This is a genomic window from Achromobacter animicus (assembly GCF_902859585.1).
GTDB classification, from domain to species: domain Bacteria; phylum Pseudomonadota; class Gammaproteobacteria; order Burkholderiales; family Burkholderiaceae_B; genus Achromobacter; species Achromobacter animicus.
Genome location: NZ_CADIJM010000023.1, coordinates 1 through 23,039, shown reverse-complemented (window position 1 = coordinate 23,039; position 23,039 = coordinate 1). Strand labels below are relative to the sequence as shown.

At 68.4% G+C, this 23,039-nt stretch carries 21 protein-coding genes; 4 read left to right on the top strand and 17 right to left on the bottom strand.

Features of this window, described 5'->3' with window-relative positions; genetic code table 11:
* Positions 1–2: 2 nt before the first annotated feature.
* The gene (locus tag HV681_RS26490) at positions 3–1,196 is read right to left on the bottom strand and encodes an efflux RND transporter periplasmic adaptor subunit (protein ID WP_175126097.1); all 1,194 of its coding nucleotides are present in this window, start codon (positions 1,194–1,196) and stop codon (positions 3–5) included.
* A gap of 349 nt (positions 1,197–1,545) precedes the next feature.
* On the opposite strand from HV681_RS26490, the gene HV681_RS26485 reads away from it, so the two are divergent.
* Positions 1,546–2,457, top strand: coding sequence for a LysR family transcriptional regulator (locus HV681_RS26485; RefSeq protein WP_175126096.1), 912 nt, complete (start codon positions 1,546–1,548; stop codon positions 2,455–2,457).
* A 101-nt stretch (positions 2,458–2,558) separates the two neighbouring features.
* Here HV681_RS26485 and HV681_RS26480 read toward each other — a convergent pair whose 3' ends face one another.
* Complete coding sequence (locus HV681_RS26480; RefSeq protein WP_175126076.1) at positions 2,559–3,290, bottom strand: pseudouridine synthase; 732 nt, start codon at positions 3,288–3,290, stop codon at positions 2,559–2,561.
* 159 nt (positions 3,291–3,449) lie between these two features.
* Between HV681_RS26480 and HV681_RS26475 the strand changes: the two genes are divergently transcribed.
* Positions 3,450–4,073: a chorismate--pyruvate lyase family protein gene (locus tag HV681_RS26475; RefSeq protein WP_175126075.1), complete on the top strand. Its 624-nt coding sequence runs from the start codon at positions 3,450–3,452 to the stop codon at positions 4,071–4,073.
* 117 nt (positions 4,074–4,190) lie between these two features.
* Here HV681_RS26475 and HV681_RS26470 read toward each other — a convergent pair whose 3' ends face one another.
* The 14 genes from HV681_RS26470 to HV681_RS26405 form a co-directional block, all read right to left on the bottom strand.
* Positions 4,191–5,054, bottom strand: a complete 864-nt coding sequence (locus tag HV681_RS26470; RefSeq protein ID WP_175126074.1) for an isocitrate lyase/PEP mutase family protein — start codon at positions 5,052–5,054, stop codon at positions 4,191–4,193.
* A 10-nt stretch (positions 5,055–5,064) separates the two neighbouring features.
* Positions 5,065–6,462 (bottom strand): FAD-dependent oxidoreductase, encoded by a 1,398-nt coding sequence (locus HV681_RS26465; RefSeq protein ID WP_175126073.1) that lies wholly within the window; start codon positions 6,460–6,462, stop codon positions 5,065–5,067.
* Positions 6,459–7,067 carry a cysteine hydrolase family protein gene (locus HV681_RS26460; RefSeq protein ID WP_175126072.1) on the bottom strand — a complete coding sequence of 203 codons (609 nt, stop codon included), beginning with the start codon at positions 7,065–7,067 and terminating at the stop codon, positions 6,459–6,461. The genes HV681_RS26465 and HV681_RS26460 overlap by 4 nt, the downstream gene beginning before the upstream one ends.
* A gap of 9 nt (positions 7,068–7,076) precedes the next feature.
* A complete protein-coding gene (locus HV681_RS26455; protein WP_175126071.1) occupies positions 7,077–9,125 on the bottom strand; it encodes a hydantoinase/oxoprolinase family protein in 2,049 nt (682 codons plus the stop codon).
* Complete coding sequence (locus HV681_RS26450) at positions 9,122–10,792, bottom strand: hydantoinase B/oxoprolinase family protein (RefSeq protein ID WP_175126070.1); 1,671 nt, start codon at positions 10,790–10,792, stop codon at positions 9,122–9,124. The genes HV681_RS26455 and HV681_RS26450 overlap by 4 nt, the downstream gene beginning before the upstream one ends.
* A 10-nt stretch (positions 10,793–10,802) precedes the next feature.
* Positions 10,803–11,303, bottom strand: coding sequence for a LeuD/DmdB family oxidoreductase small subunit (locus HV681_RS26445; protein WP_175126069.1), 501 nt, complete (start codon positions 11,301–11,303; stop codon positions 10,803–10,805).
* Positions 11,300–12,568 carry a 3-isopropylmalate dehydratase large subunit gene (locus tag HV681_RS26440; protein ID WP_175126068.1) on the bottom strand — a complete coding sequence of 423 codons (1,269 nt, stop codon included), beginning with the start codon at positions 12,566–12,568 and terminating at the stop codon, positions 11,300–11,302. The genes HV681_RS26445 and HV681_RS26440 overlap by 4 nt, the downstream gene beginning before the upstream one ends.
* A gap of 2 nt (positions 12,569–12,570) precedes the next feature.
* The gene (locus HV681_RS26435) at positions 12,571–13,281 is read right to left on the bottom strand and encodes an ABC transporter ATP-binding protein (protein ID WP_175126067.1); all 711 of its coding nucleotides are present in this window, start codon (positions 13,279–13,281) and stop codon (positions 12,571–12,573) included.
* Positions 13,278–14,033 carry an ABC transporter ATP-binding protein gene (locus HV681_RS26430; protein ID WP_056570099.1) on the bottom strand — a complete coding sequence of 252 codons (756 nt, stop codon included), beginning with the start codon at positions 14,031–14,033 and terminating at the stop codon, positions 13,278–13,280. The genes HV681_RS26435 and HV681_RS26430 overlap by 4 nt, the downstream gene beginning before the upstream one ends.
* Positions 14,026–14,997, bottom strand: a complete 972-nt coding sequence (locus HV681_RS26425) for a branched-chain amino acid ABC transporter permease (RefSeq protein WP_175126066.1) — start codon at positions 14,995–14,997, stop codon at positions 14,026–14,028. Before HV681_RS26425 ends, HV681_RS26430 begins: the two co-directional genes overlap by 8 nt.
* 2 nt (positions 14,998–14,999) lie before the next feature.
* Positions 15,000–15,872, bottom strand: coding sequence for a branched-chain amino acid ABC transporter permease (locus HV681_RS26420; protein ID WP_175126065.1), 873 nt, complete (start codon positions 15,870–15,872; stop codon positions 15,000–15,002).
* Positions 15,873–15,880: 8 nt separating this feature from the next.
* Entirely contained in the window at positions 15,881–17,086 is a 1,206-nt protein-coding gene (locus HV681_RS26415; protein WP_175126064.1) for an ABC transporter substrate-binding protein, read from the bottom strand.
* A 20-nt stretch (positions 17,087–17,106) separates the two neighbouring features.
* Positions 17,107–17,904, bottom strand: a complete 798-nt coding sequence (locus HV681_RS26410; protein WP_175126063.1) for a GntR family transcriptional regulator — start codon at positions 17,902–17,904, stop codon at positions 17,107–17,109.
* A gap of 62 nt (positions 17,905–17,966) precedes the next feature.
* Positions 17,967–19,655: a sensor domain-containing diguanylate cyclase gene (locus tag HV681_RS26405; protein WP_175126062.1), complete on the bottom strand. Its 1,689-nt coding sequence runs from the start codon at positions 19,653–19,655 to the stop codon at positions 17,967–17,969.
* A 113-nt stretch (positions 19,656–19,768) separates the two neighbouring features.
* On the opposite strand from HV681_RS26405, the gene HV681_RS26400 reads away from it, so the two are divergent.
* Together HV681_RS26400 and HV681_RS26395 are read left to right on the top strand one after the other, a co-directional pair.
* A complete protein-coding gene (locus tag HV681_RS26400; RefSeq protein ID WP_254595076.1) occupies positions 19,769–20,437 on the top strand; it encodes a hypothetical protein in 669 nt (222 codons plus the stop codon).
* The gene (locus HV681_RS26395; protein WP_175126061.1) at positions 20,430–21,554 is read left to right on the top strand and encodes a hypothetical protein; all 1,125 of its coding nucleotides are present in this window, start codon (positions 20,430–20,432) and stop codon (positions 21,552–21,554) included. Before HV681_RS26400 ends, HV681_RS26395 begins: the two co-directional genes overlap by 8 nt.
* Before the next feature lie 61 nt (positions 21,555–21,615).
* On the opposite strand, the gene HV681_RS26390 is transcribed toward HV681_RS26395, so the two are convergent.
* The coding region (locus HV681_RS26390) for a DHA2 family efflux MFS transporter permease subunit (protein WP_254595075.1) at positions 21,616–23,039 on the bottom strand (1,424 nt) is incomplete at its 5' end.

The window sequence follows — 23,039 nt, the reverse complement described above, 5'->3', positions numbered from 1 at the left end:
GATTACTGCTTGGCCGGCGCGGCGGGGGCAGCCGCCCCCTGCGCATTGGCCGCTTGCGGCTGGGCCTTGGCGCCGGCTTCGGTGGCAACCACTTCAACGCCGGGGCGGACCATCTGCAGGCCTTCCACGATCACGCGGTCGCCGGCGGCCAGGCCGTCGGTGACGAGCCACTTGTCGCCGATGGCGCGGTCGGTCTTCAGGTCGCGCAGTTCAACCTGGTTCTTGGCGTTGACGACAAGCGCCGTCGGCTGGCCGCGCTGATTGCGCGTCACGCCGCGTTGCGGCACCAGCAGGCCGTCGGCGGCAACGCCGTCAGCCAGACGCGCACGCACGAACATGCCGGGCAACAGACGCCGGTCGGGGTTGGGGAACACGGCGCGCAGCGTGATCGAGCCGGTGCCCGGGTCCACGGTCACTTCGGAGAACTGCAGCTTGCCGGCCTCTTTGTATTGCGAGCCGTCTTCCAGCGTCAGCGTGACCTGCGCGGCCTGCTCGCCGTCCAGCTTCTTGAGCTGGCCGGTGGCCAGCGCGTCCTGCAGGCGCAGGAGCTGCACGCTGGACTGCGTGACGTCGACGTAGATGGGGTCGATCTGCTGCACCGCGGCAAGCGCGCTGGTCTGGTTGGCGGTCACGAGCGCGCCTTCAGTCACGGCCGAGCGGCCGATGATGCCGTCGATCGGCGACAAGACCTTGGTATAGACGAGATTGATGCGGGCCGTGTCCAGCGCCGCCTTCGCCGACAGCACGTCGGCGGCGGCCTGATCGCGCGAGGCGACGGCGTTGTCGTAGGTCTGCTGGCTGACCGCGCGGGTGGCGACCAGCGGCTTGTACCGCTCGGCCAGCAGGGCGGCGGTCTTTTGCTGCGCCTGGGCGCGAGCCAGCGCGGCCTTCTGGCTGTCGACGTTGGCTTGGTAAAGGGCAGGATCGATCTGATAGAGCTGTTCGCCCGCCTTGACCTCGCCGCCCTCGGTGAAGAGGCGCTTCTGGACAATGCCGTTGACCTGCGGGCGGACCTCGGCAACGCGGAACGCAGAGGTGCGGCCGGGCAGTTCGGTAGTCAGGGAAACGGGCTGCGTCGCCAATGTGACGACCGTCACTTGCGGCTTGCCGCCCTGAGGCGCCTCTTGCTTCTTGCCGCAGGCGGCCAGTGTGAGGGCCGATGCCGTCAGCGCGACAACGGCCGCACCGCGCCACATAGCGCTTTTCTTATTCATAGATTGCATTCCCGATTTCAATAAAGGTAGCCCCACGCCGCGCATGCGCCGCGTGCCTGATAGCCGTGAAAGGCCGTTTTGCCTGGGGCGATTCTGCGAAGAACATCAGCCCGTCAGACCGTCTTGGCGCGGTCCGTGGCGTTCGACCTGGGTGGATTCGCGTAGAACACGCAAGGCTGGACGTTTATCGCATTGCTGCATTGCAGAACTCGCATTCTGAGTTATCCCGCTTTAGAAACAAAGGGGCATGTTGAGAAAACATCATTCCATTTATGGGACAATCGTGCGATCCGCACTGTGACAAAATCGCGCCATGAAACGCCTACAGGGAATGGAACTCTTCGTCGAGGTCGCCAAAACGCACAGTTTTAGCCGCGCTGCGGCAACGCTGGGCGTCCCCAAGTCGACCTTGTCTCGCCAGGTGGCCGAATTGGAGCGGTCCGTGGGGCTGCGGCTGCTCAGCCGCACCACGCGCAAGGTGGAACTGACCGATGCCGGGCGACTGTATTTCGAGCGCTGCCAGCGCATCGTGGCCGAAGCGCAGATCGCCCATGAAGAATTGCAGAAGCTGGTCGACACGCCCACCGGGCCGCTGCGGGTCAACATGCCTGCGGATTTCGGCACGGATTTCCTGGCTGAGTCGTTCATGGAGTTCTCCCGGCGCTATCCCGATGTGACGTTTTTCCTGGACCTCGCGAACCCGGACCACGCGTCTCGCGTGTTCCAGACCTGCGACGTGTCGATCGAAATCGGCGACCTGCCTGATTCGACCCAGATTGCAAGACTGCTGGGCATGCTGCCTGCCTACCTGTATGCCTCGCGCGATTACCTGGAAAAGCACGGTGAACCGAGGCATCCCAGCGACCTGACCCGGCACGAGTGCATCGAGTTCCGCGCGGAAGGCGCCGGCCGCGTGACGCGCTGGCCGCTTACGAACGGCGAGCAGCACATCGAGTTCACGCCGGGCAACCGGTTTTCCGTCAACGGCGTCGCCATGGCCCGGCGCCTGGCCATGCTGGGCGCGGGCATTGCGGTGCTGGTGGGCGGTCAGATGTCGGAACAGCAGTCAGGCCAGTTGCAGCGCGTGCTGCCCGATTGGCAGTTGGGACCGTTTCCGGTGCATGCGGTCACGGAGACGCGGCTGCTGCCCGCCAAAACGCGGATCTTCATCGAATTCCTGATGGAGCGCCTGGGCAGCCACTGGCAAGCGAAGGATACGCCCGGTTTCATGAAATCCCGCTGAGATCGAAACAGACTGAAAAATCCTTCGGCAGCCGACAAGTGTTGTCGAGTCAGGTGACCAATGCTGCGAGCGGTGTCTCGCTGTCGGTGTCAGACACCAGCTCAGAACGATTCGTCGTCGCGCAGATAGCGCCATTGCCCCAGCGGCAGATCGCCCAGCGCCACGCGGCCGATGCGTACGCGTTTCAGGCCGATCACCTTCAGGCCCACCAGTTCGCACATGCGGCGGATCTGGCGCTTTTTGCCTTCGCGCAGCACGAAACGCAGTTGATCGTGGTTCTGCCAGCGCACCTGCGCGCGCTTGAGCGGTTTGCCGTCCAGCGATAGTCCGTGGTTCAGCAGGGCCAGGCCGTTGTCGGACAGCTCGCCCTGAACGCGGACCAGATATTCCTTGTCGACCGTGGAGTCTTCACCGATCAGCTGCTTGGCGACCCGGCCGTCCTGCGTGAGGACGAGGAGTCCTTGCGAATCGATGTCCAGGCGGCCAGCGACGGCCAGGCCTTCGAGGTGCGCGCGTTCGAAGCGCTGCGGGGCGCGGTCGTTGGCGAAGCGGGAGCGGGAATCGATCAGGGCGACGGCCGGCGTGTAGCCTTTTTCGGCCTGGCCGGAGACATAGCCCACGGGCTTGTTGATGAGGATGGTGACGCGGGAAGTCTGGCGCGCATGCGCGGCGCGCTCCAGCGTGATTTCCTGGTCGGGATAGGCCCGCGCGCCCAATTCGGACACGACGACGCCGTCGACGCGGACCCAGCCGCGCTCGATATAGCTGTCCGCCTCGCGGCGGGAACAGAGTCCGCGCTCGGACATGAGCTTGGAGATACGTACTTTTTCCATGGGCGGTATTGTATGCGGGTCGGCCGGTGCGGATCTCCAGTGCAGAGGACCAGTGCAGTCGGCCGGTGCGGCCGTCCAGCGCGGAACGGCCAGCGTCCCCTGCCCTGCGGCATTGCGACGCAGACGGCCTTCGGGCAGGGCTTGGCATAATACGCAGCCATGACGAAGCAACCCGCAGCCCATCGCCCCCCTCTCGCCGCTGGCTGGCTGGCGCAAGCCCCGGCCATTCTGTCCCCCGCCCAACGCCACTGGCTGTTCCGGCCGGGCGCGCTTACCGCTGGTCTCCGCCAGGTCGGCCAGGTGCGTCTGCGGGTGTTGGCCGAGTACGCCGACGGCGCGCCGGCTGACGAGGCGCGTGCGATGCGCATTGCGCCGGGCTCACCGGTGTGGATCCGCGAGGTGTTGATGTATGTGAACGGCGTGGACAGCGTGCCGGCGCGCAGCCTGACGCCGCTGACCGCGTCGCACGGCGCCTGGCAAGGGATGCGGCGCCTGTTGACCCGGCCGCTGGCCGACATGCTGTATCACGACAGTACGGTCATCCGGTCACCGTTCGCGTGCCGCCGCCTGGCCTCGCCCGTGCCGTTCCATGCCACCGCCTCGGACGTTCTTCCGCCGGAGGCACGCGCGCTGCAGGCCGGCCGGATCTGGGCGCGGCGCTCGGTGTTCTGGCGCCAGGGCCAGCCGCTGCTCGTGGCCGAGTGCTTCCTGCCGGACTTCTGGGATTTGATCGCCGGCCAGCCCGTGCCGCCGCTCGTGCCGCACCAGCGCACGCCGCGTTGAGGCGAGCTTGCTGAATTTGGGCCGCTGCGCAGACGTTTTGCCCACGCGGCGACCCGCTACTGCCACACCCGCTCGCACCAATCCGATACCGGAACCCTGCCCCCGCAGCCAGCGGGTTCAGCCCTCGTACCGCCGCCCCTGCTCCAGCAGTTCCGGCGTGCCGATCACGTCATTCAATCCATCGAAATCCAGCATCCTGTCCTTCCACGGCCCCGTCGTGCCGTGCTCGCGCAGGCTGCCGTAGTAGCCCTGCAGCGTGTGCGCGACCGCGCGCGCCGTGCCGCCCGGGAAGATGACGATGCGAAATCCCGCTGCGGCAAGCGCACCCGCGTCCTGCACCGGGGTCTTGCCGCCCTCCACCATGTTCGCCAGCAGCGGCACACGCGCTGCGAAGCGGTCGCACGCCGCGCGCATCTGTTCCGGCGTGCGCAGCGCCTCGATGAAGAGCGCGTCCGCGCCGGCTTCAAGATAGGCCTCGGCGCGGTCCAGCGCCGCGTCCAGGCCTTCGGAGGCCAGCGCGTCCGTGCGCGCCAGGATAAGCGTGGATGCGTTGACCCGCGCGTCGACGGCGGCGCGCAGCTTGCCGCACATCTCAGCGGCGGGAATCACGTTCTTGCCGTCCAGGTGGCCGCAGCGCTTGGGAAAGGTCTGGTCCTCAAGCTGGATCATCGCGGCACCCGCGCGCTCGAAGCCACGCACGGTGCGCTGGGTGTTCAGCGCGTTGCCGAAGCCCGTGTCCGCGTCCACGATCACCGCGGCCGACACGCGTTCGGCGATACGGGCCAGCGTGTCTTCGACTTCGGTGTACGTGGTCAGCCCGATGTCCGAGCGGCCGAGCCGCGTGTAGGCGATGGACGCGCCCGACAGGTACAGCGCGGTAAAGCCCGCCTGCTCGGCCACCAGCGCCGACAAAGCGTCGTAGACGCCGGGGGCCAGCACCGTGCCGGCCGCCAATTGCGCTTTCAGGTTCTGTGTTTGCATCTTGGGTTTCCTAATCCAGGCGGCGCCCGAGCAGCGCCGCCGCGGTGTCCGCGGCGATATGGCCGCCGGCCACCGCGCTGAGCAAGCCGTTGCCGGACAGATAGCCCGACACGTCGTTGCCCGATACGCCACGGGCGGCCCCGCCCGCAGCCAGCAGGTTGGGCAGCGCCCGGCCTGCGTGGTCCAGGACGCGGCATTGCGCGTCGATGTCCAATCCGCCTTGTGTGTGAAAGAGCGCGCCCGTCACCTTGATCGCGTGGTACGGCGCCTGCAGCGTGCGCTCGAAGCGTCGTCCCAGCGGGTCCGGCGCGCCGGGACGGACCGCGTCCAGCGTCTGGCCCAGCACGTCCGGATCGCAACCGATCAGCGCGGCCAGCGCCGCCACGTCGCCGCACGTCTTCAATGCCTGGCCTTCCTCGGCCTGCACGAAGTCGGGAAAGCCGCGCGCCAGGGCGAGTGTGCGGTCGTCAAAGACATTCCAGGCCACCGAATCCGGCTGCGCCAGCACGTGGACCGCGGCCTCGGAATAACCGTGCGTCTCGTCGTGAAAGCGGCGGCCCTCGCGGTTGATCTGCACGCCGCCGTCCATCATCACCGCCCAGGAAATCAGCGCGCCCTGCGGCGTGGCCCAGGAGCCGTGGCCCTGGTAGCCGCCCAGGTCCGCGAGGCGCGCGCCCAGCTGCGTGCCCCACTGGATGGCGCTGCCGTCGTTGCCGACGTGGCCGCCATAGACGGCCTCGCGCATGGCGGGCAAGTATTCGCCGACCATCGCGGCGTTGCCGCCAAAGCCGTTGCAGGCCAGCAGCAGGACATCGCAGCCGATCACGTCGACCGAGCCGTCCGGGCGTTCGCAGCCGACGGCGGTCACGCGGCCGGCGTCGTCCGTCCAGATTTCGCGCGCCAGCGCGCGGGTCAGCAGATAGGCGCCGGCCTCGGTGGCGGCGCGTTCCAGGGCCGCGACCAGCGCCGCGCCGGTGCGCTCGGGCAGCGTGTGCATGCGACGCGCGGTGTGGCCGGGGTACAGGAACCCGTCCAGGACTTCGAAGCGCAGGCCGTGCGCGGCAAGCCCGTCCAGGGCCGCGGCAGCCGCACCGGTGTAGGCAGCCACCAATTCAGGTGAGGCCGTGCCGTGCGCCTTGGCCTGGATGTCGGCGGCAAAGCGCGCCGCGTCATCCTCGATGCCCGCTGCCCGCTGCACGGCAGAACCGGCCGCGGGAATGAAGCCCGACGACAGTGCAGTGGATCCGCTGGGCACGGCATCGCGTTCGATCAGCACCGTTTCGATGCCGGCGCTGGCCAGGCGCAGCGCGGCGGTCAGGCCGCAGGCGCCCGCGCCGATGATGACGACCGGCACGTGCATGGCGTCTGCGCCGGGCGCGACGCCCCGGCTGACGATTGGCGCACTCACGACTTCAGCCTGTCCAGCACGTCCTGGCACGTCACCACGTCGGCCACCGTGCGCAGATCCGCCAGCGCAGCTTCGTGCATCGCAGGCGTGGGCGCGGCGCAGCCATCGGCCAGCACCGTCACGTGATAGTCGCGCATGTGGGCGTCGCGCACCGTGCTGGCAACGCCGCCGTTGGTGACGATGCCTGCCACCACCACGCTGGAAATGCCCGCGCGCCGCAGCACCCAGTCCAGCTGCGTGTTGAAGAACGCCGAATACGCGACCTTCCAGACCGACACGTCGACCAGCCCGTCCAGCTCGGCCACGTTGGCCTGCCCTGCTGAACCGGCCACGAAGTCGCCGCGGCGCAGGAACGGGCGCAATTGCTTGAGGTGCGGCGAGATCATGGGCTCGCCGTGCGCGTCGGGCCACAGCGTGAATTGGCTGGCGGCCACGAAGCCGCCCTGCCCCTTCAACGCGCGGGCCACGGGCGCCACGCGCGCCGGCAAGGCCCTGGCCTGCGGGCTGACCGCGCCGCCGCGGTCATAGGCGCCGCCCGGCGCCAGGAAGTCGTTCTGCAGATCGATGATGACCAGCGCGGTCGTGCGGGGATCGAAGGCGTGCATGGCGGGCTCCTACGATGCGGTGCGGGCGATGAGCATGTTGCCCAGGGAATCGACGCGGCCCGCGAAGCCGGGCTCGATCCAGATGGTGGTGTCCGGCTGCTCGAGGATGGCGGGTCCCGCCACCTCGGCGCCGACCGGCAGGTCCAGGCGCGCGTAGCGCACGGCGTCGTGCCATTGCCCGGCGTGAAAGACCCGCTGAGTGCCCAGCGCATCGGGCATGGCCGTACTGGTCGGCGCCAGCAAGGCCAGATCGAACTTGGGGCGCTGGCCGATGCGGGCATAGCGCAGATTCAGGATGCGGACCGGAATGCCGGTCAGGCTGCGGCCGAAGGCGGCCTGGTAGGCGCGGTCGAACGCGGCGGCGATGCCGTCGTGGGTGAGGTCCGCCCGGCCCACTTCCACGCGCACGGTGTGGCTCTGGCCCACGTACAGCATGTCCAGTTCGATGCTTTCGCGGATGCCCTCGAAGGACACGCCCGCCGAATCCAGACGCGCCTGGCACGCGTGCGCCAGCCCGTCGATGCGGGCCAGCAGGTCGGCCGCATCCAGCGCGTTCAGCGCCACGTTCAGGGTCTGCACGCCGTCGTGGCGCATGTCGGCCATGACGCAGCCCAGCGCCGAGGTCACGCCCGGATAGCGCGGGACGATGCCGTGGGCGGCGTCCACCTCGTTCATCATGGCGCACACATGCAGCGCGCCGCCGCCGCCGAACGGCATGTAGGCGAACTTGCGCGGATCGTGGCCGCGTTCGATGGAGACGACGCGGATCGCGCCCGCCATCTTGGCGTTGGCCACGGTCAGGATGGCTTCTGCCGCCGCGTGTACGTCCAGGCCCAGCGGGCGCGCCACGTGCTCGTCAATGGCGGCGCGCGCCAGCTCGACGTCCATCTTGGCCAGGAGACCGCCACCCAGCGGACGTTCCGCAGCGATGCGGCCCAGCAGCACGTTGGCGTCGGTAACCGTGGGGCGGGTGTTGCCGCGACCGTAGCAGGCCGGGCCGGGAATGCTGCCCGCGGATTCCGGGCCGACCTGCAGCAGGCCGCCGGCGTCCACGCTGGCGATCGAGCCGCCGCCCGCGCCGATGGTTTCGATCTGGATCATCGGGGCGCGCACGACCATGCCGAAGTCGATGGCGGTCTGCGCCGACAGCGAGGCCTCGCCCTCGGCCACCAGCGACACGTCGAACGAGGTGCCGCCCATGTCGCCCGTGACCACGTTGGGAAAGCCCGCGGCGCGCGCGATGGCCGCGCAGGCGATGACACCGGCCGCAGGACCCGACAGTGCGGTGCGCACGGGCACGTCGCACGCCGTCTGGCGCGACATGACGCCGCCATTGCTCTGCACCACCAGCAGCTCGCCTTCGAAGCCGTGCTGCTGCAAGTCCGATTCCAGCCGGGTCAGGTAGCTGCCCACCACGGGCTGCAGCGCCGCGTTTAGCACGGCCGTCGAGCAGCGCTCGAATTCGCGGATCTCGGGCAGCACCTCGGTGGCGGCGGTGACGTTGCCGTTGGGCCAGATGGACCGCACGCGAGCCGCGGCCTGGGCCTCATTCACCGGATTGGCGTAGGCATTGACGAAGAAGACGCAGACCGCGTCGCAGCCCGCTTCCAGCAGCGCGCGCGCCGCGGCCTCGACCTGGTCCAGATCGACGGGCGTGTGCAGCGCGCCATCGGCCAGCACGCGCTCGCGCACTTCCAGCCGCAGGTCGCGCGGCACCACGGGTTCATAGTTGCCGCGCAGGCCCCACGTTTGTGGACGGTCGCGCCGGCGCATTTCCAGCACGTCGCGAAAGCCTTCGGTCGTGATGATGCCGGTGCGCGCCACCTTGCGCTCCAGCAGTGCATTGGTGCCCACGGTGGTGCCGTGCACGATGGTCGCGATGTCGCCCGCGCCGTCTGCCACCCGCGCAATGCCGTTCATGAAGCCGCGCGCTTCCTCGCCGCGCGTGGACGGCACCTTGACCACGCGGGCGCTGCCGCCCGCCTCGTCCAGCACGAACAGATCCGTGAACGTGCCGCCCACGTCCACGCCCACCACCAAACCTTGCGCCGCGCTCATGCCGACTGCTCCTTCTGAATGTCGCTCACATAGCCCATCTTGCGGTCGTGCTCGCGCGCCGCGGCATCGCGCCGCGCGGGCTCGCCGTAGCCGCCTCCGCCCGGCGTTTCCAGGCGCACGCGGTCACCGCGTTGCAACCGGATGCCCAGCATCTTCGAGCTCATGGGCGGGGACTGCCACTGGCCGTCCTGCTGATAGCGGAAGACGTTCAGCGCGGCCTGGCCGCCGCCCGCGATGCCCTTGGGCGCGCTGCGGCCGCGTTCGCCGAAGATGAAGGCTTCGGCGCTGTCTTCCAGCAATTCGATTTCATAGATGGTGCCCAGGCCGCCCCGGTGCGCGCCGTCGCCCGCCGAATCCGGCCGCAGGGCCCATTGCGTGAAGCGCACGGGATACGCAGCTTCCAAAATTTCCAGCGGCGGAATGGTGGCGGTGGAGATCGGCGCGTTGCCGTGGCTCAGGCCGTCGCCGTCCGAATGCCCGCCGTGCCCGCCGCCGAAGAAGCTGAACATGACCCAGCGCTGGCCCTTGCGGGCGGCGTCGCTGCGGTAGCCGGCGATCGACAGCGCATTGATCGTGCCGTAGGCCTGCGCCATCGCGCGGTTCGGCGCGGCCTGAGCCATGGCGCAGAAGATCACGTCGATCATGCGCAGGATGGTTTCGGTGTAGCCGCCAACGGGACGCGGGCGGTCGGCCGAGATCACCAGGCCGTCGGGCAGCGTCACGTCCACCGCATCCAGCACGCCGGCGTTGGCCGGCACGTCCGGGAACAGGTGCTTGAGCGCCACGTAGCAGGCCGCGATGGCCGTGGCGCGCGAGATATTGACCGGACCCGCGCAGGCCGGCGACGTGCCGGTGAAGTCCAGCCCCAGCCGGTCGCCGGCGATGGTCAGCTTGAGCGCAATGCGCAGCGGCGCGTCGCGCACGCCGTCGTTGTCCAGCATGTCCTCAAAAGCGTATTCGCCATCCGGCAGGCGGGCGATGTGGTCGCGCATCAGGCGGCGCGCGCGTTCGCGCAGCGTGTCCAGGGACTCCAGCACCGTGGCGTCGCCGTATTCGTCGAGCAGGCCGTCCAGACGGCGCGCGCCCAGTTCCAGCGCGGCCAGCTGGCCGTTCAGGTCGCCCCACAGGCTGTCGGGCAGACGCGTGTTCGCCTTCAGGATGGCCAGCACGTCCTGGTCCAGCACGCCGGCGCGCACGATCCGCACGGGCGGGATCTGCACGGCTTCCTGCCAGCACTCGGTGGCGGCCGGGTTGTAGTTGCCGGGCACCGCGCCGCCCACGTCGTGCCAGTGGGCCGCGGACGCCAGAAAGCAGAACAGCTTGCCGCCGCGAAACACCGGCTTGACCAGCTTGAAGTCGTTGGCGTGCGTGCCGCCCTCGTACGGATCGTTGAACAGCCACACGTCGCCGTCCGTCATGCCGCCGCGCTCAGCCGCAGTCTTGGCAGCCGCCTTCACCGCGAACGCCATCGCGCCCACGAAGACGGGCAGGCCCGACTTGCCCTGGATCAGCGTGGCGCCGGTGGCGGCGTCGTACATGCCGTGGCAGGCGTCATGGGCCTCGGCAATGATGGGGTTGAACGCGCTGCGGTACAGCGTCGCGTCCATTTCGTCGGCGATCTGTTCCAGGCGGCCCTTCAGGACCGCCAGGGTAACGGGGTCAAGCATGATGTTGTTCCTAAGAGGTTTGACGCTGTTTCAGCAGATTCAGCAGTCCGCCGGCCTGCACCATGTCAAGCAGAAAGCCGGGCACGATCTCGCAGTGCAATTCGGCGGGCGTGCCCCCGGGACGTTGGATGCGGCCGGCGACGGGGTCGAACGTGATGCCTTCACCCTCGACCAGGGTCTCGGCCTGGCTACAGGTCAGCAGCAGGAGGCCCACGTTAAAGGCGTTGCGGAAATACAGCCCGTTGAAGGACGGCGCGATCACGGCGGCCACGCCCAGGCGCACCAGGGCGGCCGCGGCCTGCTCGCGCGACGAGCCGATGCCGAAGTTGGGGCCGGCCACCAGCACGTCGCCCGGCTGCACCTGCCCGGCGAAGTCCGGACGGACGCGTTGCAGGCAGTGGCGCGCGATTTCGTCGATGCCGAATTTCATGTAGGCGCCGGGCGCGAGCGCATCGGTGTCGATGTCCGCGCCCACGCGCCAGACGCGATGCGTCGTGGTGTCTGTGTTCATGCCAGGAACTCCCGGGGGTCGGCAACGCGCCCCGCCACGGCCGAGGCCGCCACCGTATACGGCGAGGCCAGGTAGACCTGCGCGGTCTCAGACCCCATGCGCCCCTTGAAATTGCGCGCCGTGGTGGCGATGACGCTGGCGCCGTCCGGAATGGACCCGCCATAGCCCGCACAGGCGCCGCACGACGTGGCCAGCACTTGGGCGCCCGCGTCGCGCAGCACCTGCATGACGCCTTCGCGGTCCGCCTGATCCTGGTCCTGCCGGCTGGCCGGCGCCACCATCAGCTGCATGCCGTCCGCCAGCCGGCGGCCACGCAGCACGGTGGCTGCGGCGCGCAGGTCTTCCAGCTTGGCGCCGGTGCATGCGCCGATGTAGGCCACCTGCACCGGCACGTCGCTATAGGTGTCCACGCCGCGCGCATTGGCCGGGCTGTGCGGCGCGGCAACCTGCGGGGCCAGCGCGGCGGCATCGAACTCGTGCCACTCGGCATCGGCGTCGCGATCGCTCTGCCAGCGTGCCAGATCCAGTTCCTCGGTCACGCCCGCCTCCCGCAGCCAGGCTGCGGTGGTCTCGTCCGGCGCGATGAGCCCCACTTGCGAACCGAGTTCCGCGCTCATGTTCGACAGCGTCATGCGCTCCTGCATGGACAGCGCGCGAACGGCCTCGCCGCAGAACTCCACCGCCTGATAGCGCCCGCCGTTCATGCCGTAGCGGCCGATCATGTGCAGCATCATGTCCTTGGCCGTGACGCCGGCGGCCAGCTGGCCGCGCCAATGCATCATCAGCGTCTTGGGCACCTTGACCCAGATCTGGCCGGTGACCGCCACGCCCAGCATCTCGGTGCTGCCGATGCCGAACATGTAGGCCCCGAACGCGCCGCCGGTGGGCGAATGCGAATCGCCGCCCACGCAGAACATGCCGGGCCGGATGTGTCCGTGCTGCGGCACCACCACGTGGCAGATGCCGACGGAGTCATACACGTTGGGCAGTTGCTGCTCCGCGGCCCAGTCGCGTGCAATGCGCACGATGCGGCGCGATTCGTCATCGGATTCCGGCACGTAGTGATCAATGACCAGCACGATCCGCGACGGGTCCCACAGCGTGGCGCCCAGCTCTTCCAGCATGGGCTTCAAGCGCCGCGGACCGCTGGAATCGTGGAACATCGCCAGATCAACCGCACAGGTCACGATTTCGCCCTCGGCCACCGTCTCACGCCCGCAGGCGGCGGCGATCAGCTTCTGGGCCAGGGTTTGAGGCTGGGCCATGATTACATCCCCAGATAGGCGCGGCGCACGTCGTCGCTGGCCAGCAGGTCGGGACAGCTGCCGCTGTACCGCACGGCGCCGTTTTCCAGCACATAGGCCCGCTGTCCCGTTTCCAGGGACTGACCCACGTTCTGCTCGACCAGCAGAATCGCCAGTCCGTCGCCGTGCAACCGCTTGATGAGGCCGAACAATTCCTCGACCATCAGCGGCGACAGGCCAAGCGAGGGTTCGTCGAGGATCAACAGGCGCGGCTCGGCCATGAGGCCGCGGCCGATTGCCAGCATTTGCTGTTCCCCGCCCGACATCGTGCCGGCCAACTGGTCCAGGCGTTCCCGCAGACGCGGGAAAATGTCGAGCACCTTGTCCAGATTCTGCGCGCGGCGCTCGCGCGCCCGGGTGAAGGAGCCCAGCTCCAGGTTTTCGCGCACGCTCAGGTTCGGGAATACGCGGCGGCCTTCGGGCACCTGGATCAAGCCGGCCTGCACCACCTGCCGGTAGTGACGGCCGGTCAGATCCTGGCCTTCGAAGCGCACCGTACCTCCCCACGGCCGGCACAGGCCGCATACCGTGTTGTTCAGCGTGGATTTGCCCGCGCCGTTGCTGCCCAGCAGCACCACGATCTCGCCCGCCTGCACGTCCAGGTCCACGCCGCGCAGCACCTCCATGCGACCGTAGCCCGCCCGCAGGCCCTTGACCTCCAGCAGCGCGCTCATGCCGGGGCTCCCTGCGCGGCCAACCGGGCCGCCGCGCCGTGGCCCAGATAGGCCTCGACCACCTTGGGATCGCGTGTGACCTCGCCGGGTGTGCCCGCCGCGATCAACCGGCCCTGCGCCAGCACCCACACGTGCTCGGCCAGGCTCATCACGGCGCGCATCACGTGTTCGATCATCAATACGGTGACGCCATCGTCCACCAGTTTCTTCACCACCGGAATCATCTCGTCGATCTCACTGGGATTCAGGCCCGCCAGCACCTCGTCCAGCAGCAAGAGGCGCGGCCGGGTGGCCAGCGCGCGCGCCAGTTCCAGGCGCTTGCGTCCGGCCACCGTCAGGTCGGCCGCCGGCTTGTCCAGCGAGGCCTGCAGGTTGACGCGCGCGGCCACGGCCTCGGCCGCGGCCAGCGCCTCGTCGCGATCGGCCAGACGCAGGTGCGCGCCCACGGCAATGTTCTGGCGCACCGTCTGCGCGCCGAACGGCTGCACGATCTGGAAGGTGCGGGTCAGACCAAGCCGCGCGGATTCGTGCGGCGCCTGGCCCGTGATGTCCTGCCCGGCAAAGTGCACGGAACCGGAACCGGGTTTCAGAAAGCCCGACAGCAGGCCGAACAGCGTGGTCTTGCCCGCGCCGTTGGGGCCGACCAGCGCGGTGAGCGAACCCTGCGGCACGTCCAGACTGACGTCCTGCACGGCCTTCAGGCCGCCGAAGGTGATGGAGAGGTTGCGCGCTTGCAGCAGGATCTCAGACACGGGCGCGCTCCTTCATTTTGAACAGGCGGCCCAGCGACTGACCGCCGCCGGTAATGCCGCGCGGCATGAACATCACGATGAGGATCAGCACCACGCCGTAGATGACCATGCTGATGCCCGGCAGCTCGCCGAACAGGTTGCGGGTCAGGTCGGCCAGCGCATGCAGCGTCACCGCGCCCAGCAATGGGCCCCACAGCGTGCCCATGCCCCCGACGATGGCGCCGACCAGCGCCTCCACCGACACGGCCGAGCCGAACGCGATGCCCGGATCGATGTATTGGAAAACCTGCACATAGAAGGCGCCCGCGACACTCATGAAGGCGGCGGACAGCGCGATGCCGCCCAGCTTCACGCGCAGCGGGTTCACGCCGATGGCGCGCGCCGCGTCCTCGTTGTCGCGCACGGCCTGCAAGTAGGCCCCGAAGCGCGAATGGCGCAGCCACGCGGTCACCAGCAGCGCCAGCAGCACGAAGGCGAGCAGCAGATAGATGTAGCCGCGGCGCGAACCGAACTGCATGTTGGCCACGCCTTCCTGCAGCGGCACCATCAGTCCCACGCCGCCGCCCGTGAACGACGCCGACAGCGCCAGAATGCGGAAGACTTCAGCGAATGCCAGCGTGACCAGCGCGAAGTACGAGCCCTTCAGCCCGTAACGGAACGTCAGCCCGCCCACCGCCACGCCGACCAGCGCGCCCAGCGCGATGGCCCCGGGCAGCACCAGCCACGGATTCAGGCCCAGGTTGAGCTGGCCCAGCGCCTGCGCATACGCGCCGACACCGAAGAACAGCGCATGGCCGAACGACAACTGACCGCCATACCCGCCCAGAATGTTCCAGGCCTGCGACAGCAGGGCCGCGTACAGCGACATCATCACGAACGTCAGCAGCACGCCCGATTGGGACAGCGCGGCCACGGCCACCAGCACCACCCCGAACAGCGCGATTGCGCAAAGATCCCGTTTCATCGTCAGCCCCTCGCCCCGAACAGCCCCTGCGGGCGAAACAGCAGCACCGCGATGAAGATCGCGAAGATGCCCATCTGGCCCAGCGAGTCGCCCAGGAACAGGCCTCCGATGGACTCCACCACGCCGATCAGCAGTCCGCCCACCAGCGCCCCCACGAAACTGCCCATGCCGCCCAGCACCACGATGGTGAAGGCGACCAGCACGAAGCCGCTGCCCACCTGCGGATTGACGTAGTACGCGGGCAAGAGGAAACACGCCGCCGCGCCCAGGCACGCCATGCCGATGCCGAACGACAGGGCGTAGACCTTTTCAACGTCGATGCCCATGAGCTTGGCGCCCTGCTTTTCCCGGGCGACGGCGCGGATCGCGCGGCCCAGGTCGGTGCTGCGGATGATCCAGAACAGCACCGCCGCCACCGCCAGCGCGCCGCAGAACGCGATGACCTTGGGCAGCGCAATCATGGCCGGGCCGATCTCTACCGTGGACAGCGTGTACGCCGTGTCGATGCTGCGCGTGTCGGACTTGAACCAGACCAGCGCCAGGTTCTCCAGCACGATCGCCAGGCCCAGCGTGACCAGCAGGATGTTCTCGTCCATGCCGTGGCTGGCGCGATTGATGACGAGGCGCTGCAAGGCGTAGCCCAGCACGAACATGCCGGCCACCACCAGCGGCAAGGCGGCGTAGGGGTCGATGCCCAGCCGGTCCTTGAGCAGGTAGACGGCGTACAGCGCCACCATGAGCGCCGCGCCGTGGGCGAAGTTGATGATGTGCAGCACCCCGTAGATCAGGGTCAGGCCCAGCGCGATGAGCGCGTAGACCGCGCCCGTCGTCAGGCCGTTCAGCACCGAGGAAAAGAGGATGGCGGGATCGAGCATGGGTCTGGTCAGGCCTTCAGCGGAAACACGGCGTCGGCCTGGCGGTATTCGGCCGGGAAGATCACCTTGATGTCGCCCCCGATCACCTGCGTGAGCAGCGGCTGCGCGCCGGTGTTCTGGCCGTTGACGAACTTGGTCGGGCCGTAGGGCATCAGGTTGTCCTGGAAGGTGCTGGCCGCCAGCGCCTCGATGATCGCGGCGCGGTCGGCGGACTTGGCGCGTTCCAGCGCGTCGGCCAGCAGCAGCATCGCGGTGTAGGTCATGAAGACCTCGTAGCTGAAGTACGCGCCCTTCTCTTCCACGCGAGCCTTCAGCGGCGCAACGCGCGCGTCCTTGGGGTTGAACCAGTGGTTGCAGTCGATGATGCCGTTGGCGATGTCCGGGAATTCCTTCAGGAACTTGTAGCTGGATGCCGCCCCGCCCAGCACGGAGTAGATGGCCTTGGGCTGCACCTTCTGCTGCTTCATCGCGCGCAGCAGCAAGGCGTATTCGTTGTAGTAGTTGGCCGGAATCACGATGTCCGGGTTCACCGACCGCATGCGCAGCACGATGTTGTTGAAGTCGCGCGTGGGGTTCGGGTGCTTGACGATCTCTTTGACCTCGAAGCCGTGCTGCGGCAGCGACTTGGCCAGCAGCGCCGCCGTGCCCGTGCCGAACAGCGAGTCCTCGTGCACGATCATGACGGTCTTGGCCGGCTTGCCGGCGGCGTCGTTCAGCGCGGCCAGGTCCAGGATGGCGCGTTCGCTACAGGCGCGATACCCCGGGCCAAAGCGGAACGTGTTCTTCAAGCCGCGCTCGACGATCTGGTCGGCCACGCCCACGTCCACCACATGCGGCAGGTTGTACTTGGCGGCCGTCTGCGTCGTCGCCAGGCAGATCGCCGATGCATACGCGCCCACGATGGCCGACACGCCTGCCTCGTTCATCTTCTCGACTTCGGCCGAACCCGCCTCGGGACGCGACTGCGCATCGCCCAGCACCGCCTGCAGCGGCGCGCCGCCCATCGACTTGATACCGCCCGCCTTGTTGATGTCCTCGATGGCCAGCAGCGCGCCCAGGCGGCATTGCTGGCCCGAATACGCCAGCGCGCCGGTCACCGGGTGCAGCACGCCGACCTTGATGGGCGCGGCGCCCTGCGATCGGGCCACCCACGGGGCGGACACGAGGGCCGCGGCGGCGGCGGATTGGTAGAGGAAAGTGCGGCGCGAATTCATGGGGCGAATCTCCGAAGGGTTCAATGGAATTGGGCCGACAGTTCTTCGCTGACCCAGACCTTGGCGTCGATGCTGCCGACGCGCGATAGCTGCAACTGATATTGGTAGCGATCGGGCCGGTACAGGCCCTGCAGCAATTGCACGGGCCGGTCGCCGACATCGCGCACCAGGCGCGTGACGGCCAGCAAGGCCGAGCCCACCGACACGTCCAGATGGCGCGCGACCTGCGCATCTGCCAGGCGTGCGGAAATGGTCTGCGTGGCGCCGCCGAACTCCACGCCGGCCGCTTCCAGCAGCATCAGCAGCGGCTCGCGCTCGAGGTCTTCACGCGTGAAATCGGCCACGGACTGCGGCACGTAGGTGGTGATGTGGGACAGCGGCCCCGCGTCGGTGCTGCGCACCCGCAGGCTCTTGTGCACGGGCGTGCCGGACGGAATGTGCAGCGCCTCGGCCACCGTGGGCGGCGCAAACACCAGCGTGCTGTCCAGCACCTGCACGGACGTGCGCAGGCCCATGTTGACGATGTTTTCCAGGAGGCCGGTCAGGTGCGCCTTCTGTTGCGCGCTGGGGGCCGCCGCGGCGTGGGCGCTGGGTGCGCCGCGCAGGGGCCAGGTGCCCAGGCCGGGCCGGCGCGTCACCAACCCGTCCGCGACCAGCATCTCCATTGCCTTGCGGATGGTGATGCGCGCCACGTCGAACTGGTCCGCCAGCGCATGCTCTCCGGGCACGCCGTCCTGATCGAACCGCCCCTCCTGCAATTGCTCGCGCAGGACGAGATAGATCTGGTGGTACTTCGGAAGTGGTAATGAGGTTCCCATGACGGGAACTCTAGGGGTGTCCTAATGTACGGTCAATGGAACAAATGGCGAGACGGGTTGTTCTATCGGGAAAACACCGACTCGATCCGATTGCGTCCCCGCTGCTTGGCGTAATACAGCGCGCGGTCGCTGCGGCTGAGCGCCAGCTCGGCGTCGTCGTCCTTGGTGTGGAGGGCGGAAATCCCGATGCTGACGGTCAGCGGAATGTGCCGCCCTTCCGACAGATAGGGCGTATCGGCGATGCGGCGCTGCACGTTGCGGGCAAAGACGCGGGCGCGTTCGATGTCGGTATCGGGCAGCACAACGGCGAATTCTTCTCCGCCGATGCGCCCCACCAGGTCGATCTCGCGCAACTGCGTGCGCAGCATGCTCGCAAAATGCTGCAGCACACCATCGCCGATGGCGTGGCCCCAGGTGTCGTTGATGTGCTTGAAATGATCCAGGTCGCACATCAGTACGGCCGATCCCAGCCCGCCGTGACCCTTGATCCGCGCCAGCTCCGCGGCGATGCGCGACATGAAATGGCGGCGGTTGGGCAGGGTTGTCAGCGCGTCGGTCGCGGCCAGCTCGCGCAGTTCGAGCTCGGCCCGCTTGCGGTCGGTGATGTCGGTGACGAAGCCGTGCCAGACCACGCCGCTGTCTGCGTCCCGCCTAGGACTCGCGTCGCCCTGCCGCCAGCGCACGCCCTGCAGCGGCAGGCACACGCGGAACTCCACATGCCAGGGGGTTCGCGCCGCCGCCGCGGCCTGCAGGGATGCGCGGTAGACAGGCAAGTCTTCCGGATGGATCCGCTGTTCGACGGCGGTCGTGCTGGCCCGCACGTCGTCTGCGGTGAGTTCGAACATGTCCCAGATGCCCGCGCTGACGTACGAGAAACGCGATCCGCCCTCGGGCAACGGCCGGCATTGAAAGACCAGACCGGGCACCGCGTCGGTCAGGTTGACGACAAGGTCCGCCGTGCGCTGGAGCCTTTCGGACATGGCGCGCACGGCGCTGATGTCGGTCGTGGTGCCCATCATGCGCAGCGCCCTGCCCGATTCGTCGCGGCTGACCACCTTGCCGCGGCTGCAGATCCATTTGTAGCTGCCATCCTTGCACCGGATGCGGTGTTCGACTTCGTAGCTGTCGGTCTTGCCGTCGAAGTGATCCTGCATCGCGGCCCGCACATAGACCAGGTCGTCCGGGTGCAAGCGGGTATAGGCGTCCTCGATGCGTGTGGTGAGTTCGGATTCGCCATAGCCCAGCAAAGCCTTCCAGCCGGGCGAATAAGTGATCTCCCCGGTCACCACATTGCGGTCCCACACCCCCGTACCGCTGCCCGCGATAGCCAGCGACAGCTTGCGGGCCTCATCGCGCCAGGTGTCTTCGTCGGCGCGTTCGCACGCCAGCGCGTGGCGCTTTTCGACGGCCGTGGCCGCCAGGCTGGCGAGGTCCTGCAGAGCCTTGCGGTCTTCATCTGAGAATTTGCGCGCCTGCCCGTTCCCGAGACGGAAGACGCCGAGGAGGCGGCCATCCGCGGCGCGCACCGGAAGTTCGAAGGACCACGAACTTCGGGCACCGGCGCAGGCCGGGCCGGCTGCCGCCTGCCACACGCCATCCGCATCGGTGCATACAATGGCGGCCAGATCCACGTCAAACATGCGGCAGGCCAGGCGCGCCAGCTTGTCCAGCGGGCCGTCCGGATCGCGCTGCGCGACGCCGGCGGCATCGACCGGCGATGGGGTTGGGGACACATCACCGGTAGCGGGCATGTCAGAACCTGATCAATACGACATTCATCGGTACAGCCTGGCGCAATGTGGCTGACATTCTGTCACGGTTCGCACCAAAAATGCATCATTTCGGCAGATATGATCGCGGGCCTATGAGACCCCTTATTTCCGTAACGTTGCCGTGCTGGCGGCCTCGCTGGAACGCCGCGCTGACGTATCCGCTATGGCTTGCCGCCGCAGCGGCGCTGATGGCTTTCCAGTCCGCCATCGCCGCTGCGCAGCCCTTCGATCGCCACGCGGAAAACGTGCGCTACCAGCAATGGCTGAGCGATTTCCGGGAAGATCTGCGCCGGCTGCGGCCATCGGCCGGTGGGCAGCCGGGGGACATCGACGCCCTGTTTGCCGGAACGATCGTGCCCGGCTCGCGCGCCGCGGCGTTGCTGGAAAAACTGGCGGCAGCCCAGCCGGGCGGTACATCCGGCGAAATCCATTTCGTGGGCATCCGGCGCGTCTTCCTGGCCGCGCTGTCCGACGCCGTCGTGGCGGGCGACGGCGGGATCTATCCCGAAACGCAACCGGCGTTTCAGCACCCTGCGCTACGCGTGCGGTACGTACATGTGGACGGTGGCGGGCGCCTGGAACGCTACTTCAACGACCCCGAGGTCTTCAAGCCCTACCGGCTGCCGGCACCGGGCGTTTTCGCCCGCAACGCGTATCCGTTCCTGCTGTTCGAGGAACGCGATGGAAAACTGCGCCTGGGCGGCGTATCCAAGGAATTCTGGGATCTCGTGACATTCATGGACGCGCTGCAATATGCGTGATTGTCTCGGCCGCATCGCATTTGGCGCGGCGTTGGCCTCGGCCTCGGTCATGCACGCCGACCCGGCCCTGGCCGCCTGCGGTCCGACGGACGCGGCGTTCTCCGAATCCGGCGCTTTGACGGCGGTTCGCGTTTCCGTCGATGTGACGCAATCGCGCGTCCTGCTGGGCCGCCAGGGCGAACGCGTCGCCACGCAGCCGCAACCGGTCTGGCTGACCGCGTCCGGCGATCCGCACCCGCGCACCTGGATGGACAAGGTGGACTGGACCGCCTATCGCGTGGGCAACGGCGAGGGTGCGGCCCACGCGCAACTGCTGTTCGACGCCGACGGCCGGCTTTGCCGGGTCCAGCACCTGAACCCGCGGGCTTTGGGAACGCCGACGGTATCCGGCGGCCATGCGTTCGAGTACGGCGCTGACGGGTCCCTGTTGCGCGTGGTCGAGTACACGCGCACGCAGGGCGCGGCCTACACGCTCGTCGGACAGGTCTGCCTGCGGCGCGATGCGCACGGCGCACTGCAGGCATTTATCGCAGGATCTTGCGACGATGCGATAGACGCGACCCCCGGGCGGCGCTACGTACGCGAGGCATCCGGCAGGCTGCTGCGTGTCATCGACGCCACCGCCAACGAATCCGTCGCGGTGCAAACCTACGATGAACAAGGCCGGCCCGCCGCGCGCTATGTGCGGCGGCAGTCTCCATTCCCTTCGCCGGATGGCCACGACGATCCCGGGGCGTATGCGGAACCCGTGGCCCTGCGGGACCGTCTGCACGTGATCGAGCGCGACGCGCTGTCGCGGTTGTCGACCGACGTGGCCGGCAATGCATGGCGCATCGTGCGCCTTCAGGAAGACATCGCTTTGGACGACGATGACATGGTGTCGTGGGATCCGGGCAGCCAGACGGTGCTGGCCGAGGGCGTGACCGGCGACCAGGGTCAATGCGCGCTTGATTCCGCCGCGCAGCAGAAGGTTTGGAAGGCCATGCAGGACGAGCCCGGGCGGATTCTCTGGTACACCGATCCGATGCGCCGGTTGGTGCTGGTGCCGGCCATGCCGGCCGCGACGTGGCGGGCATGCACGGACCCCGCGAACGTGTCGCCGGACGCCTGCCTGTAAACCGCAGGCGCGGAGCGTCCGTCACGGAACGCTGGCCGCGCCTGCCTGGCGCCATCGCGAGTTACGCGGACCTGGGCCGGGTATCCACCGGCAGGCACAGCAGCGCCGTCAACAGCGCCAGCCCCACGTGCGCGGTGTAGATCGGCGAGAAATCCGCGTGACTGGCGACGCCGTGCCCCAGCAGCAGCACCGTGATCGCCACGCCCAGCACGCCGCCCACCTGGCGCGTCGCCTGGTTCACCGCGCTGCCCACCGCGTAATGCTGCGCCGGCAGCCGGTTCACCGCCGCTCCCGACAGCGACGGCAGCACCATGCCCACGCCGACGCCGCTCAGCAGCAGACCCGGCAGCCATTCGGTCAGATAGGCGGGCTCCGCGCCCGGCACCAGCAGAAACCACAACCCGCTTGCCGCGTACACCAGCGCGCCGCCCACCAGAAAAGGCCGATGCCCCATCCGCGCCGCCAGCCTGCCGGTGATGATCGCCGTCGGCATCACGAGCAGCGGACCCGGCGTCACCGCCAGCCCCGCGCGCGGCAGGCTGTAATGCCACACGCCCGTCATGTAGAAGAAGAACGCGAAGAACATCATGGCAAAAGCAATGCCGAAGCTCAGCGTCGCCAGGTTCACGTAGCGGTAGGTCCGGTGCTTGAACAGGGCCAGATCCACAAGCGGATGCGGCGTCACGCGCGCCCAGGCCACGAAGGCGATCAGCGCCATCACACCCACCGCCGCCGCGATCGCCAGTTCGCTGCGCTGCCACGTCGGCGATTCCGATTGCACGATTGCCAGGGCCACTGCCCCCACGCCCACCATCAGCAGCGCCATGCCCACGCCGTCCACCCGGCGGCGCGCGTCCGGTTTCACCGACTCCTTCAGCATCCCCGCGCCGAACCACAGCGACACCGCGCCCAGCGGCAGGTTGATGTAGAACGCCCACGGCCAACCCGCCACGTCCACCACGAACGCGCCCAGGCTGGGACCCACCGCCGCCGCCAATCCGCCCACCGCGCCCCACAGGCTGACCGCGACCGACCGCTTCGACGCCGGAAAGGCTGCCAGCACGATCGACAGCGACGCCGGCGTCAAGAGCGCCGCGCCCACCGCCTGCAGCACCCGCGCGGCGATCAGCCACTGTTCCGTGGCCGCCAGCCCGCAGGCCGCCGACGCCGCCAGAAACAGCAGCACCCCGCCCATGAACATGCGCTTGCGGCCATGCGTGTCGGCCAGTCCGCCCGACGGGATCAGCATGGCGGCAAAGACCACCGTGTAGGCATTGAGCACCCAGGACATGTCCGCGGCCGAGGCTGTCGGGAATCCTTCGCGCAGCGCGCCGAACGCCGCGAACAGCATCGTGCTGTCCAGCGACACCAGGAAGACGGCGATGCTGGCGATCCAGAAAATGGGCCAGGGGGATGCGTGCGGGGCGCTGGCGGCGTGCCCGGGCGCGGCCGCCGGGCCGGGGCCGGTTGCGGCGTGCCCGGGCG